This window comes from Actinomycetota bacterium (genome assembly GCA_035759705.1).
Classification (GTDB): Bacteria; Actinomycetota; CADDZG01; order JAHWKV01; family JAHWKV01; genus JAJCYE01.
This window is the reverse complement of the sequence record DASTUJ010000083.1, coordinates 1-12952: the sequence shown is the minus strand read 5'-3', so window position 1 is coordinate 12952 and position 12952 is coordinate 1. Positions and strand designations below refer to the sequence as shown.

The window sequence follows — 12952 nt, the reverse complement described above, 5'->3', positions numbered from 1 at the left end:
AGGTGTTCAAACTTTTACTTCAACCGCTTCCCGCTGGGGGCCGCCGGAGGCCCGGTGGGCCTTCCAGGCGGCGGCCAGACGATCGACCGCCGCCTCTATCAAGGCCTCCTCAACAACGTAGTTGAGGCGCATGTGGTCCTGGAATGCGTCGTCGGGGGCAAGGTCGCTCCCCGGGGTGATGGCGACTCCGTGCCGCAAAGCCTGCTCGGCGAAGGCATTGGCGTCGCCGCTGGTAATTCGCACCCACAGCGACAGCCCGCCCTCCGGACGCTGCCACCGCCACTCGGGAATTCGTTCGTGCAGGAGCTTGGTCAGAAGGTCGAGCCGTGACCGCAACATCTCCGCCCTGCGTGCCTTGACCGCCTCGTGGTTCGGCAGCAGCCGGCAGGCAACCACCTGGGAGACCATCGACGAACCCAGGTCCGCCGCCACCTTGTGCTGGCCCAGCCGGGTGATGAGCGACTCCGGCCCCCTCACCCAGCCGATGCGGATCCCCGCCCAGTAGAGCTTGCTCATCGAGCCGACGCTGACAATCGTGCCGCCCCTAGCGTAGTGCGCCAGAGGCGGCGGGGGCTTGGTGCCGAACGTGAGATCGGACAGCGTGTTGTCCTCGGCGAAGGGGACCTGGTACTGGTCGGCCAGGCGGGCGACCTCCTTGCGGGCATCCTCTGGCATGACTGCGCCGGTCGGGTTCTGGAAGGTCGGCATCAGGTAGACCAGCCGGGGCCGGGCCGTCGCCAGCGCCTCGGCCAGCAGGTCCAGGCGTACACCGTCGACGCCCACCGGCACCGGGATCAGGCGGCCGCCGGCCCGGGAGAAGGCGTCGATGGCACCGGAGTAGGTCGGCGATTCGACGATCACCGCGTCTCCACGCTGGATGTAATGGCATGCAAGAAGGGAGATGGCCTGCTGGGCGCCGGTCGTTACCAGTATCTCCTCGGGCAGCGTGGGAACCCCGGCGTTGGTGTAGAGCGCGGCGATCCCCCGGCGCAGCGGCTGGAAGCCGAGAGGGGCGTAACCGTGGCTCGGGACACCGAGAAGGTCCGATAGCTGGATGGAGTTGCCCTCGGCGAAGATCTCGTCGGCGCCGGAGAGTGCGGCCATAGACATGTTGATGGGCGGCTGCGAGCTGGTGTCCATCATTCGGTTGAAAAACGTGCCGGCCGACAGCGGCCGCGGGCCGGCGGGGGTCGGGCGCCCGGCCTGCGACGGGGAGCCGACCCAGGTTCCGCTCCCCTGCCTGCTCTGCACCCAGCCGGCGTCCCGGAGCGACTCGTACGCCTGGGTTACCGTGGCCCTGCTGACACTCAACAGGTCGGCGAGGGATCGTTCTGCCGGCAACTTGGTGCCCGGGGGCAGGTCGGACTGCTCGATGGCCGAAACGAACGCCCGTGTGAGGCGCGAGTAGAGCGGCCCATCGTTTTGCATCCAGTCGCCGAGTATCTGCAGCAGCCGGCGGTCGGTGGCGGTAATCATTTCAGGCCACTTTCCTCCAATTGGCTATGTAAGTCAAGTCCAATCTTTCCTAGAGTGGTCTGTCAAGAGGCCAATGTGCCTGCCCCGAACCAGATTGGTATGCAAAATGGACTGGACAATCAGCAGAGAGTGGAACGAAGGACTACTAACCCTCCGTCACCGGACCGACGAGAAGATCGAGCGCATGGCCGCCCTCGCGATTTTCGACGGCTGCTCCCGCAAGATGCTGGCGACCATCGCCCGTCTCGTGGATTTCGTCCAGGTCGAGGCGGGGACCGAGGTCATCCGGCAGGGCGCCTACGCCGACCAGGTGGTCATTGTCAGCAAAGGAAGGCTGCGGATCGAGCGGGACGGCGCCGAAACCGGTTACGCCGGCAAGGGCGAGATGTTCGGAGAGATGCAGGCTCTGCGCCGGCTCCCCTACCCCGAGTCGCTGGTCGCAACGGGAAGCAGCGAGGTTGCCGTCATCGGTGCGCGGGAGTTCCTGGACCTGCTCGATACCGTGCCCTGCCTGGCCCTCAAGGTGCTGCAGCGGGCGGCGCAGCGCCAGCAGCAGGTCGCCTGACTCAAGGGACCTCGGACTGTCGACCGCGGCGGCGCAACGGGTTGTGGGATCGCTACAGGGTCGATAATGCGGCTTGACCGCATGACCTACTTTCACCCCGCCCCCGACCGCAGCCCGGCGCTCCTCGCGGCGATAGCGGCCGGCGGGGCGCTGGGGGGCCTGTGCCGTTACGTCTTCGCGCGGGTCCTCCCCCCGGCGGCGAACGGCTTTCCCTGGGCGACGTTCTGGACGAACGTCTCGGGGAGCCTGCTGCTGGGGCTGGTCGTTGTCCTGACGGTCCGGCGTTTCCCCGAGAACCGGTGGGTGCGCCCCTTCCTCGCCACGGGCGTGCTCGGCGCCTACACCACGTTCTCTACCCTCGTGGTCGAAATCGACCTCCTGACCGGCCACGGGTACGGATCTACCGCAATCCTGTATGCGGCGGCCAGCCTGGTTACCGGTTTGGGTGCGGCCTGGGCCGGCCTCGTGCTCGGCCGGAGGTTGTGGCCGGCGAGCCGTCTACCGTGAGCGGCTCTGCCTGGGTCGCGTTTGTGGCAGCGTGCTCCCTGGGGGCCGTCGTTCGCTACCTGGTCGACGGCTGGGCTCAGGCTCGCTTCGCTCAGACGTTCCCCTGGGGAATCTGGGTGGTGAATGTGTCCGGGAGCTTTCTGCTGGGCATCCTCGCCGGGCTAAACGAGACTTCACACCTGGGCGGCGTGCCTATGGCCATCGCCGGGACCGGCTTCTGCGGGGCTTACACCACCTTCAGCACGCTGGCCGTCCAGACCGTAGAGCTCGCCGAGGACGGCCTTGCCCTGCAGGCAGCGCTGAACGCCCTGGGAACGTTGCTGGCCGGCCTGATGGCTGCAGCAGCCGGCTTTTGGCTGGGAAGCCTCTAGCTCAGGCGCAGGCCCGGATCAGGATCGTCTTGCCGTTCGTCACGGAGGCGGTCGGCTGGGTGAACGACCATGCGGTCAGGGCTTCGAACAACTCCGCCTTGTCCTTGGCGGTGTCGGTAGCGATGCTCATCCGGATGCAGTCCGTCCCTCCCCTCTTCCAGGCAACGTAGTAGTCGCCGTTCCACCCCTCGGCGGCCTGCAGAGCCTGGTCCCGGTCGATTGTCTGCAGGAGCATGGTCAACAGGCCTCTCTCGCCCCATATGCCCTCTTCGATGACCTCGGCCTCCGCCTTGGGCGAATCGACCTTCGCCGGGTCCTCTCTTCTCAAGAACCTGTCGGTGTGCAGCACCTGCTCGGTGGTGGTCGGGGGCGACTTGAAGGCCTGGTCCACCCGGGCCTGCCCGCCTGAGCTCAGGATTTCGTCGACGAACAGCGAGCCAACCTCGTACGGGAAGCCGGAAAGCATGGCGAGAGTCTGGATCGACGGGTCCTCGGTCCCGGCAAAGGGGCTCTGGTTCTCGGATTCGACCAGCGCCTGGTCCTCCGGGCTCAACGACTCGTAGTAGGCGTTTTCGATGCGGGTGGCGTCGCCCTCCACCAGCGAGGCGTAAGCGGTGTAGGACTCCTCGGTGTCCGCCGGCACCTGGTCCAGGTCGAAGTGCTGGTCCTGAAGGGCGTGGGTGAGCTCGTGGACCAGGACCATCCGCACGAACGGCGTCGGGTCGGTGCCCTGCACGACCAGCTCTTCGGTGATCGAGTCGTAGAAGCCCGCCAGGCCGCCGCCCTGTAGCGGGTCCTCCATGGTCTCGAGGTCCAGCTCGCCGTCGACGAGGTTCAGCGCCTTCAGGGCGATGTACGAGTCGGCCGCGTCCGGCTGGTAATAGTCCTCGGAGTCCCCCTCGATCTCCTCGAGGAACTCCTCTTCGGTCTGGAAGACCATCGAAACCTCATCCTTGAACTTCAGGCCCCTCTCGTTCTCCACGAACTTCACCAGCTCGTCGACGACGGGCGCCCATACGGCAGGAACCGGTTCGGGCTCACGGCGACCGCCCTCCGGGCCGAGGAGCGCGCCGAGCGCAAAGAGGGTCGCCAGTGCCGCGACCGTCACGCCGGCGGCAATGAGCGCGCCCTTGACGTTTCCGTTCATGGACTTTTCCCCGCTCGTTGGAAATCTGGTTGTCAATTCTTTACATCGGCAACAAGTGGTGCCGGCTTAACGAAAGACTTCTAGACTTTGAGGCGATGCCGAGCGCCACCGACCCGCTGCCCGCCGAGTTCCAGCCCGAGCTCGACGTCCTGATTCAGGCTCTGGACCGGGACGTTCCGCCCAAGCGCCTGGACGAGAACCTGCTGATCTGCACCTGGAACATCCGGGCTTTCGGCGGACTGGTCGACAAGTGGCGATCGGAGGAGAGCGACAGCCCCAAACGGGACCTGTTCTCCCTCAACTGCATTGCCGCCATCGTGCGGCGATTCGACGTGGTCGCGATACAGGAGACCAAAGGCAACCTCAGGTCGCTCCGGCACATGCTCGACATCCTTGGTCCGGACTGGGGCCTCATCCTCACCGACGTGACCGAGGGCGCCAGGGGCAACGACGAGCGCCTGGCGTTCGTCTTCGACACCCGGCGGGCCAAGCCCTCGGGCCTGGCCGCCGAGCTGGTGGTGCCCCGGGAATGGCTCGACCGGCAGTCCAAGGACGCGCTCGAGGACCAGTTCGCCCGGACGCCCTACGCCGTGAGCTTCCTGTCGGGCAATCAGACCTTCATCCTCGTCACCCTCCACGTCTTGTTCGGCAAGCACGCCACCGAACGGGTGCCGGAGCTGACCGGGATCGCCGAGTACATGGCGAAGTGGGCGAAAGACCTTAACTCCTGGCACCAGAACCTGATCGTCCTGGGCGACTTCAACATCGACCGCAACGGCGACCCGCTCTACCAGGCCTTCACCTCCACGGGACTTCGGACGCCGAGCGAGCTGAACCTGGTCCCCCGGACGATCTTCGGGAACTCCCAGAAGAACTTCTACGACCAGATTGCCTGGTTCACCGGCGAATCGGGCGCCCCGGCTCTGTCGCTCAGCTACCGCAAGAACGCCGGCTACTTCGACTTCGCCAAGTACGTCATGACGAACCTGACCAGGGCGGCGCTGAGCTGGAGGATTTCCGACCACTACCCGCTCTGGGCCGAGTTCCACATCAGGTAGCTTCGTTCTGGAAGGCTTCGACCGCCTGTTCGATTGTGCGGTAGAACCGGTCCGGTCCGATCTTCTCGACCAGCCCGAACCGGTCGAGACCGTCCCTGACCGTCCCCTTGAGCTCGGCGAATCGCAGCGAGGCGCCCCGGTCCTGAAGCTCCAGGAAGAGCTCCTCCAGCATGACCGCCGCCGTCGAGTCGACGTCTGTGATGGGCTCCGCCGTCACCACCACCCAATCCGCTGCAGCGACCTCGTCGACCAGATCGAGCACCTGCCTGCGGAACAGGTCGGCGTTCGCGAAGAACAGCGGTGCGTCGAACCGGAAAAGGACCAGCCCCGGGATTCGCTGCCCTTCGGGGTGCCGGTCGTAATCGTGGTAACCCTCCAGCCCGCCGACGTGGACCAGTTCCGCGCTGTGAGGGCGCCAGCCTCTCCATAGAAAGCTGAGAACGGCCAGTGCCAGAGCGAGGCCAATTCCTGAGATCGCCCCCAGCACCGCCACCCCGACGGTGGTCACCAGGCAGATTGCCAGCTCGCTTCGCCGGGTCCTCGCCAGGGTTGCAACGGTCTTGATGTCGACCAGCCTGAAAGAGGCCGAGATAACCACCGCAGCCAGAGCCACCGACGGCAGGCTGCCTAGTGCGTTGGGAACAAAAAGCAGCATTGCCGCCACGAGCAGGGCACCGGCCAGGCCGGCCAGGGGGCTCTTCGCTCCAGCCGCCTCGGCTACCGGGGTTCGGGTGTTGCTGGCGCTCACCGGCATCCCGGCAAACAGGCCGCTGAAAAGATTCGCCGAGCCGACAGCGACCAACTCCTGGTCGGCGTCCACGTGCCGGCCCTCCCTGGCGGCCAGGGACCTGGAGAGGACGCTCGCGTCGGCCATCGTTATCAGCGCCACCGCCAGGGCTGCGCCGAGCAGGGTGGGCAGGTCCCCGGTGCCGATCGACGGAAACGACAGCGCCGGCAGCCCGCTCGGCAGCCTGCCGACTACGGACAAGCCGGTCTCGGCCAGGTCGAAGACGATCACGGCGGCGGTGGTTCCGGCAACCGCCACCAGGATTCCCGGGAACCGGGGGGCCAGCCGCAGAGGTGCCAGTATCGTGACCAGAGCTGCAAGCCCCAGGAGCAGCGCTGTGGTGTTCACCTCTCCGGCGCCCACGCCTTCGAAAAATCCGGCCAGCTGGCCCGGCAGGTTCTCGCCGGGCGCGGAGAACCCGAACAGCTTCGGCAACTGGCCCACGAACAGCGTCAGAGCGATCCCGTTCAGGTAGCCGACCCGGATGGGCATGGAGAGCAGGTCGGTGAGAAAGCCCAGGTGCGCCACCCCGGCGATCAGGCAGAAAAGGCCCGCCAGGCCGGCCAGCGCCGCAGCAAGGGCCACCGCCCGGGAGTCGACCCCGCCGGCCAGTGGGATCACCGTCGCGGCGACGATTGGAACCAGCGACGAATCCGGCCCCAGGATGAGGATCCGAGAAGGCCCGAAGATGGAGTAGACCACCAGAGCGGCGATTGTGGCGTAGAGCCCGTTGATTGCCGGCAACCCGGAAGCCTCAGCGTAGGCCATCCCGGCCGGGACCAACAGGGCCGCAAGGACCGCCCCCGCACCCAGGTCTTTGGCCAGCCAGCGCGGCCGGTAATCCGAGAACATGCCCAGGCCCGGAAACCACCTTCGCAGCCCGGGGACCTTGCGCAAAGTTCGTTTGGCCAACTTCTCAGATCCCCGCATCGGCTACCCGGCGGTGCACCGGCATTGTCGGTGCCTATCCAAGCATTCTTCGAGAAGGCTGCCTGCCGGCAATGGCACGAAAAGGCCCCTGAGCCCCCCAAGCCGCCCCCTCAGAGGCGTACACTTGTTTGTACTTGTACGGCTGCCCCTGCCCCGGCGACCACACCTACGGTCGATTAGAGGGAAGCGCCATCACAGTCACCGATATTGCCATCTCCCACAAGGCACCGGTCCCTGCCACTCCCCACGACGAGCCGGCACGGCTGAGCGCGGTTCGGCGTTACGACATCCTCGACACCCCAGCCGAAGGCAGCTTCGATCGCATCGCAGCGCTTGCCGCGAGGTGTCTGGACGCCCCGATCGGCATGGTCACGATCGTCGACCACGACCGCATCTGGTGCAAGGCCCGCTTCGGGCTCGAGGTCGAAGAGCTGGAGCGGGCTTCGGGCTTTTGTACCTCGGCGATCTTCCAGGCCGACCCCTACGTCGTGCTCGACGCGTCGCTTGACCCCAGGTTTCTCACCAACCGGCTGGTTGCCGAGGAGTTCGGGATGAGGTTCTATGCCGCCGCCCCGATCGTGACCCACGACGGATACCGCCTGGGGACGGTGAACGTGATGGACAGGAACCCCCGGGAGATCACCCAGGCGCAGATGGAGACCCTGCAGGATCTGGCGGCGATAGTGGTGGACGCACTGGAACTCCGGCTTTCGGCTCGCAGGCTGCTGGCGATACAAAAGAGCTGGCACAGCTCGGGGAGGCATTCCAACTAAGCGCCCTGCCGCCGGCGCTGCCCGCCACCGCCGGGCTGGACCTGGCCGGGTGGTACCGTCCCGGGGTCCCCGGGCTGTTGGTCGGCGGGGACTTCTACGACGCCATGACCTCGGCAGCGGAACCTGGGCACTGGTTCTGGGGGATGTCTGCGGTCACGGTACCGACGCCGCAGTCGTGATGGGTGCGGTGATCCGCCAGATCAAGGCACTGGCGGAGGTCGACCGGCTGCCGAGCCAGCTTCTTCACGACCTCAACGAGAGCCTGGTTAAAGAGGAGCCCCCGGAAGAGCTCTGCACGGTTTGCTACATGCTGCTCCAGCCCGGGGATGGGTTCCTGGACCTGACTGTCTGTTGCGCAGGGCATCCCCTGCCCATAGTGCGCCGGGCGGACGGGAGCCTGGAGACGGCCTGCACCGAGGGGACGATCCTCGGCGCCTTCCACGACCCGTACCTGAGGGACTCCCGGATCCGGCTGGAGGCGGGCGATTCCCTGCTCGCGTACACCGATGGCGTCATCGAGCAGAACCGCAACGCAGCCCACGGCGAGCACAACCTGCGCAACGCTTTCAGCAGGTGCCCTCAAAAGGGAGCGGAGGAAATCCTTTCCTACATCGAGGACGAGACCCAGCCCGAAACCGAGGCCCATGACGACCGGGCGATGGTCCTGATCAAGGTGGCCAACTAAGCAGTTGATTGCCTTACCGGCCGGTAACCGATAGGTCGTTCCCACTTATTTCGGCGCATCGGGTAGTTTTTTACTAAAACTTCCGGAGGTACGAACCATCACTCTCACCTGCGACAACGGACGGTTCTTTCGCGGCAACGACGGCGTCTGGCTCTACGGGCCGGACGGCATGCCGGTGCGCGGCGGCCGAGACATGACTCTTACCAACTTCTTCAACTTCGAAGTGGTGGAGACAGACCGCGGGCCCGTTGTGCGGGTCCCCCGCGGCCTGCTGCTGGAGAACTACCTGCTCGAGTTCTGCGCCGAGTTCGACACCGGCGGCCCGGACATCGACGTCCCGGCCGAGGCCTGGGCCGAGCACGATGACGTCATCGGCATCTGGGCCCCCGAACTGCAGCACGAGGGCGGCGTTCGGGGCATGCGGCTCGATAAGCCCCGCCGGGAGGGGGACCCCGTCGACCGTTGGGAGCCGCCTTTGGCGCCGAACCGGCCTTCGTCCGACCCCTACAAGCCGATCTCGGAGATGGAGACGGACATCCGGCGCCGCACCTCGTGGGGTTTTGCCCCGCTGAAGGGCCTGGTGTCGCTGAACCGCTACCGCCGCAAGTCCTCCGAACGTATGGTCGACTAACCTCCGTCGAACTCCGGTAACGCGGTGGTTGCGCCTTCGCCCCGACCGTAGTGCCCGTACTGTCCCGTAAGGGCGCCCTGCAGGCCGACCGCCAGCGCGGACTGGCCAAGCGGGGTTTCGATCGAGTCAACGGTCATGACCCGGATGTCGGAATCGTCCCGGATCGGCTCCAGCAGGCGCAGCTCGATGCCGTCCTCCACCGCAGCGGCAACCGTCTGGCCGCCGCCCAGCAGTCTTGCCAGCGGAAGGGCGATCCGCTCACTCACCTCATTCGGGATCTCGCCGCCCACCAGGATGATGGCGGGGGCCGCCTCGGAAGGGGCCGCGGGAAGAGCAACCGGGGCCGAGGCCAGCTCGGCTTCCAAAAGCTTCGTCAGGAATTCCGGGCTCCTTCCCTCGAGCGCCGGGCCCAGCTGGGCCACCAGCTCCTCGGAGAGCTTGACCGCGTCGGTCGACGAGCTTCCCAGCGCCGCCGCCAGGGCCTCCCGGTTCTCCTGGGACTTGAGGTCGAGCCGGTCGGAGAGGGTGAGCTGCCCGTCGGTTCGTGCGCCGGCCAGGGTCAGGGTCTCCCGCACCGCATCCAGTGCTTCGCCCGGGGTGTCCTCGAAGCTGACCAGGACCACGGGCACGTCCTGAAGGGTCCCCCGGACAACGATGTCGCGGGTCGACCCGGTGAAGGTCTGCAGCGCCTCGTTCTCATCCTCCAGGTCGACGATCCGGCCCCTCAGCTCTTCGTTGCGGTCGCCGAGGCGGGCCTGGGTCGCCCGGAGGCTGTCGACGATGTTCTGGTCGATGAAGGTGGCGCCGAACAGGACGCCGAGGCCGATGGCCATGAAGACGGCGACAAGCGTAACTACGTGGTAGCGGAAGGTGATCATCTTTGCCTATCTGAAGGTTTGGCCGATTACGAAAAATATGTCGCTCATCCAGTCGCCGGCGGCCTGCAGCACCAGCCGCATGGGCTGGGAGATGCCGATGATCACGAGCATTGTCACCAGGGCCGCGCCGACCAGCCCGAACAGCTCCCAGCTGCGGGGCTCGGTGCGGTGCAGCTCGCTCACGCCCTTGGCGTCGACCAGCTTCGGCCCGACCCTCAGGCGGACCAGGAAGGTAGAGGCCATCCCCTTGCGGCCTTTGTCCATGAACTCCACCATGCTCGCCCGGGCGCCCACCGCGACGATCAGCTCCGCCCCCTTCTCGTGGGCCAGCAGCATGGCGACGTCCTCGCTGGTGCCCGGGGCTTCGAACGTGGCGTAGGGCAGGTGGAGGGCGTCCAGGCGCTCGGCGCCGGGTGCCACCCCGTCCGAGAAGGCGTGGACCACCAGTTCGGCGCCGCAGCTCAGGGCCTTGGTGCTGACCGAGTCGAAGTCCCCGATGATCACATGCGGTGTCAGCTTCTGTTCCAGCAGTGCGTCGGCCCCGCCGTCGACGCCGATAAGGATCGGCCGGAAGTCGTGGATGTAACCACGAAGCGAGGCCAGGTCCTCCTTGTAGCCGTAGCCGCGGACCACCATTAGGACGTGCCGGCCGGCAAACTCGGTCTTGATCTCCGGCAGGCGGATGGCTTCGAGGATGAAGTCACGCTCGTTGATCATGTACTGCAGGGTGTTCTCGGCAAAGCTTTCCAGGGCGGCCGAGATGTTCTTCTTGCTGGAGTCGAGGCTGGCCTGGGCGGCCTCCATGTCGACCACCTCGCCCTCGGCGACGACGTTGCCGTCCCGGAGGATGGTCCCGTCCTCGAGCCTCAAAACGTCGCCCTCCCGGACCCGTTCGAAGATGCTCGGGCCCACCCCCTCGATCAGCGATATGCCGGCGCCGCACAGGACCAGAGCGCCGAGGTTCGGGTACTTGCCGGTGGAGAACTTGGAGGCGTTGATGACGGCCAGGACCTGTTTTTCGACCAGGCCCTCGGCGGCAACCCGGTCCAGGTCGGCGTGGTCGATGATCACAATCTCGCCCGGTTGGATGCGGCCGGTCAACGCCTTGGTGCGCTTGCCCAGGCGGACGACCCCTTCTAGCTCCCCGGAGGTGTGTTGGGTGGTTTTTCTCCGGGTCGCGAACTTCATCCTGGCGATTGTAACCGCCCTGCCGGGCGGCCCTGCCAGATGGTTGGGGCTACTACTTGTGTTGCGACCGAATTTTGGCTCTCGTTGCGAACAGCCAAACGCCGCCAACCACCAGCAGAAGCAGAGGGAGCGCTCCGGGCTCTTCTTCGACGGTGACCATGTAGGTCAGAAGGATTGCGCCGAGCACAATTGTGATCGTTGACAGAATGGTGTGCACCCTTACTTTTCGACCGGCATCCCGGCCGGTGCTGTCGTTGCCCATGGGTCCTCCAGAGTCGGATTGCGTTGGTCGCTGGAAGCAGGCTATCCCGGTGGTTCTGGGATTTTGTAGAGACGGTGTCGAGGTTCGAAGCGAAGCGTATGTCTCAAGACACCAGCCGTCTGTACGAGGCGACTAAGGACGGTTTACCGCCTTCAGCGATACGGCATGAAGGTCAGGCGCGGTGTCGGAGAGTCGATCAGCCAAAACAATTACGTATGGATTACCAATTCTGGCGAAAGTTGCACGAGATGGTTTAGGCCGATTGCGAACCGCCAGCTGTCCGGCGCCAACATTCGTTGTATAACCCATCCGGATGCGGATCAACTAGAGGTGCTGGTTGAGCGCCAGGAAGGGAGGATGGACGGCCTGGGCTAACCAAAGCCGGCGGTAAGGAGGGACCCGCCGGCCAAGCGGGGAGGCCGTTCAAGGACCCGGCATGCTTGCATCCGGCGGTCGACGACCTAGATGTGCGGACCGAGCTCAAAGGGTGAAGAAGGGCCCAGTGGGCGTTCGTCGTTCAGACGGGCGTGTCGGAGGAGAATTGATCAGTTGCCGGAACGATGGAGATTTCACGCGCCCGATCTCGGGCGACGCGATTTTGAGACATAACGACCCCATCCCCTTGGACAACCTCTTCGCAGAATGGCGTTTGCGCGCTTAGCGAGTGGACCTGGCGATTTAGTCTTGCAGATCCCTATCTCGAAGACGGCCAAGAGCCAATAACAGGGCGCCGACGACAACTAGATCAATCCAAACAAAGACCCTGCGTTCCGTCTCTCTAATGCAGGGATCTCGGCTTAGGGGATACTCACTACTAACAGAACCTTTCGTCGGCGCCCCATCGCTCCGCGGCAACACCGGCGAACAGATGACAGGCGCCGATTTTGCCTCGACGCCGCCGGGGACTACCATCGGTACGGAATCGGTGTAGGGCCTAATCGCTGTCCACACCACCGTCCCCACATAGATCAATAGGGCGACCGCAGCGACAACCGGCCATCGCTTCTTATCCGGCCTACTGGCGGTCTCGGGTTGACTGTCGGTCTCAATCATCAGGCGGTGAGTTTAGCCGACGCCCAAGCCAGTCACCCAGGGCTAACAAAGCTTCACTCCAAGCCCCTCGGTCGCTAATTCTGTTTGCGTACGAGCTTGATTTTGACTGCGTCGGGAGTACAGGTTTCCTGGGCCGCCGGATCAAGCGCTCGCGAAGCCTCCATCACCGTGGTGAGATCTGCGTCGTCGCCGACCTCTACACCAAAACGCCTAATGCACGCGACGCTCCGCTGCCTTGCCTTCTCCATGTCTGCCGGCGAAGGGCTCATTTGCTCCGCGTATCTCGCAGCTACCTGGCTTAGGTACTTCCGATTGCATTCCTGATACTTCGAGAACGCGCTCTGGACAACGGCCGGATCGGATGATTCACCGTACGAGAACGTGAGTTGCCCGTTCGTGAGTTCGCTTGATTCCGTTACCTCGATACCCTGCCTAGTCAGACAGGATTTCACCCTCCCTACAGCCTTTGTGTATTCGTTTCTAGATACATTCTGATCGTGGAGGATCTTCTTCTGGAATTCCGGCAAGATTCCGTTTGCTTCAAGCTGCTGAACGCCCAAAGGCTTTCCGCTAAGCCCAACTGCCAAAGCCGACGCCCCGAGGACAAGCACGCTGACGCTCAAACTAATCGCGATCGCGGT

The 12952-nt window shown here is 65.0% G+C and carries 14 protein-coding genes; 7 read left to right on the top strand and 7 right to left on the bottom strand.

The window, feature by feature from the left end; all coding sequences use genetic code 11:
- Positions 1 to 6: 6 nt before the first annotated feature.
- On the bottom strand, positions 7 to 1476 hold the full coding sequence (locus VFV09_05515; GenBank protein ID HEU4867170.1) for a PLP-dependent aminotransferase family protein: 1470 nt from the start codon (positions 1474 to 1476) through the stop codon (positions 7 to 9).
- A 106-nt stretch (positions 1477 to 1582) separates the two neighbouring features.
- Here VFV09_05515 and VFV09_05510 point away from each other — a divergent pair, with 106 nt between their 5' ends.
- From VFV09_05510 to crcB, 3 genes are all read left to right on the top strand, one after another.
- Positions 1583 to 2041, top strand: coding sequence for a cyclic nucleotide-binding domain-containing protein (locus VFV09_05510; GenBank protein ID HEU4867169.1), 459 nt, complete (start codon positions 1583 to 1585; stop codon positions 2039 to 2041).
- 66 nt (positions 2042 to 2107) lie between these two features.
- Positions 2108 to 2548, top strand: coding sequence for a CrcB family protein (locus tag VFV09_05505; protein ID HEU4867168.1), 441 nt, complete (start codon positions 2108 to 2110; stop codon positions 2546 to 2548).
- Entirely contained in the window at positions 2545 to 2919 is a 375-nt protein-coding gene (crcB, locus tag VFV09_05500; protein ID HEU4867167.1) for a fluoride efflux transporter CrcB, read from the top strand. Before VFV09_05505 ends, crcB begins: the two co-directional genes overlap by 4 nt.
- A 1-nt stretch (position 2920) precedes the next feature.
- Here the strand turns inward: crcB and VFV09_05495 are convergent, their stop codons facing one another.
- Positions 2921 to 4066, bottom strand: a complete 1146-nt coding sequence (locus VFV09_05495; protein ID HEU4867166.1) for a hypothetical protein — start codon at positions 4064 to 4066, stop codon at positions 2921 to 2923.
- A gap of 95 nt (positions 4067 to 4161) precedes the next feature.
- Here VFV09_05495 and VFV09_05490 point away from each other — a divergent pair, with 95 nt between their 5' ends.
- Positions 4162 to 5124 (top strand): endonuclease/exonuclease/phosphatase family protein, encoded by a 963-nt coding sequence (locus VFV09_05490; GenBank protein HEU4867165.1) that lies wholly within the window; start codon positions 4162 to 4164, stop codon positions 5122 to 5124.
- On the opposite strand, the gene VFV09_05485 is transcribed toward VFV09_05490, so the two are convergent.
- A complete protein-coding gene (locus tag VFV09_05485; protein ID HEU4867164.1) occupies positions 5117 to 6823 on the bottom strand; it encodes a SulP family inorganic anion transporter in 1707 nt (568 codons plus the stop codon). The genes VFV09_05490 and VFV09_05485 overlap by 8 nt on opposite strands.
- A 152-nt stretch (positions 6824 to 6975) precedes the next feature.
- On the opposite strand from VFV09_05485, the gene VFV09_05480 reads away from it, so the two are divergent.
- The 3 genes from VFV09_05480 (at position 6976) to VFV09_05470 (ending at position 8930) form a co-directional block, all read left to right on the top strand.
- Positions 6976 to 7614: a GAF domain-containing protein gene (locus VFV09_05480; GenBank protein HEU4867163.1), complete on the top strand. Its 639-nt coding sequence runs from the start codon at positions 6976 to 6978 to the stop codon at positions 7612 to 7614.
- A 49-nt stretch (positions 7615 to 7663) separates the two neighbouring features.
- Positions 7664 to 8299: a PP2C family protein-serine/threonine phosphatase gene (locus VFV09_05475; protein HEU4867162.1), complete on the top strand. Its 636-nt coding sequence runs from the start codon at positions 7664 to 7666 to the stop codon at positions 8297 to 8299.
- 193 nt (positions 8300 to 8492) lie between these two features.
- Positions 8493 to 8930 carry a hypothetical protein gene (locus VFV09_05470; GenBank protein HEU4867161.1) on the top strand — a complete coding sequence of 146 codons (438 nt, stop codon included), beginning with the start codon at positions 8493 to 8495 and terminating at the stop codon, positions 8928 to 8930.
- Here the strand turns inward: VFV09_05470 and VFV09_05465 are convergent.
- From VFV09_05465 to VFV09_05450, 4 genes are all read right to left on the bottom strand, one after another.
- On the bottom strand, positions 8927 to 9808 hold the full coding sequence (locus VFV09_05465) for a copper transporter (protein ID HEU4867160.1): 882 nt from the start codon (positions 9806 to 9808) through the stop codon (positions 8927 to 8929). The two genes, VFV09_05470 and VFV09_05465, sit on opposite strands and share 4 nt — an antisense overlap.
- 6 nt (positions 9809 to 9814) lie before the next feature.
- Complete coding sequence (gene steA, locus VFV09_05460; GenBank protein ID HEU4867159.1) at positions 9815 to 10996, bottom strand: putative cytokinetic ring protein SteA; 1182 nt, start codon at positions 10994 to 10996, stop codon at positions 9815 to 9817.
- A gap of 52 nt (positions 10997 to 11048) precedes the next feature.
- Positions 11049 to 11258 carry a hypothetical protein gene (locus VFV09_05455; protein ID HEU4867158.1) on the bottom strand — a complete coding sequence of 70 codons (210 nt, stop codon included), beginning with the start codon at positions 11256 to 11258 and terminating at the stop codon, positions 11049 to 11051.
- Positions 11259 to 12385: 1127 nt separating this feature from the next.
- Positions 12386 to 12952 (bottom strand): hypothetical protein (locus tag VFV09_05450; GenBank protein ID HEU4867157.1); only part of this gene is annotated, 567 nt, incomplete at its 5' end.

Bases quoted from the DNA above. Each gene is read 5' to 3' on its own strand.
- VFV09_05515 (HEU4867170.1), bottom strand. From the start codon at position 1,476: ATGATTACCGCCACCGACCGCCGGCTGCTGCAGATACTCGGCGACTGG.
- VFV09_05510 (HEU4867169.1), top strand. From the start codon at position 1,583: ATGGACTGGACAATCAGCAGAGAGTGGAACGAAGGACTACTAACCCTC.
- VFV09_05505 (HEU4867168.1), top strand. From the start codon at position 2,108: ATGCGGCTTGACCGCATGACCTACTTTCACCCCGCCCCCGACCGCAGC.
- VFV09_05495 (HEU4867166.1), bottom strand. From the start codon at position 4,066: ATGAACGGAAACGTCAAGGGCGCGCTCATTGCCGCCGGCGTGACGGTC.
- VFV09_05490 (HEU4867165.1), top strand. From the start codon at position 4,162: ATGCCGAGCGCCACCGACCCGCTGCCCGCCGAGTTCCAGCCCGAGCTC.
- VFV09_05470 (HEU4867161.1), top strand. From the start codon at position 8,493: ATGACTCTTACCAACTTCTTCAACTTCGAAGTGGTGGAGACAGACCGC.
- VFV09_05465 (HEU4867160.1), bottom strand. From the start codon at position 9,808: ATGATCACCTTCCGCTACCACGTAGTTACGCTTGTCGCCGTCTTCATG.
- steA (HEU4867159.1), bottom strand. From the start codon at position 10,996: ATGAAGTTCGCGACCCGGAGAAAAACCACCCAACACACCTCCGGGGAG.
- VFV09_05455 (HEU4867158.1), bottom strand. From the start codon at position 11,258: ATGGGCAACGACAGCACCGGCCGGGATGCCGGTCGAAAAGTAAGGGTG.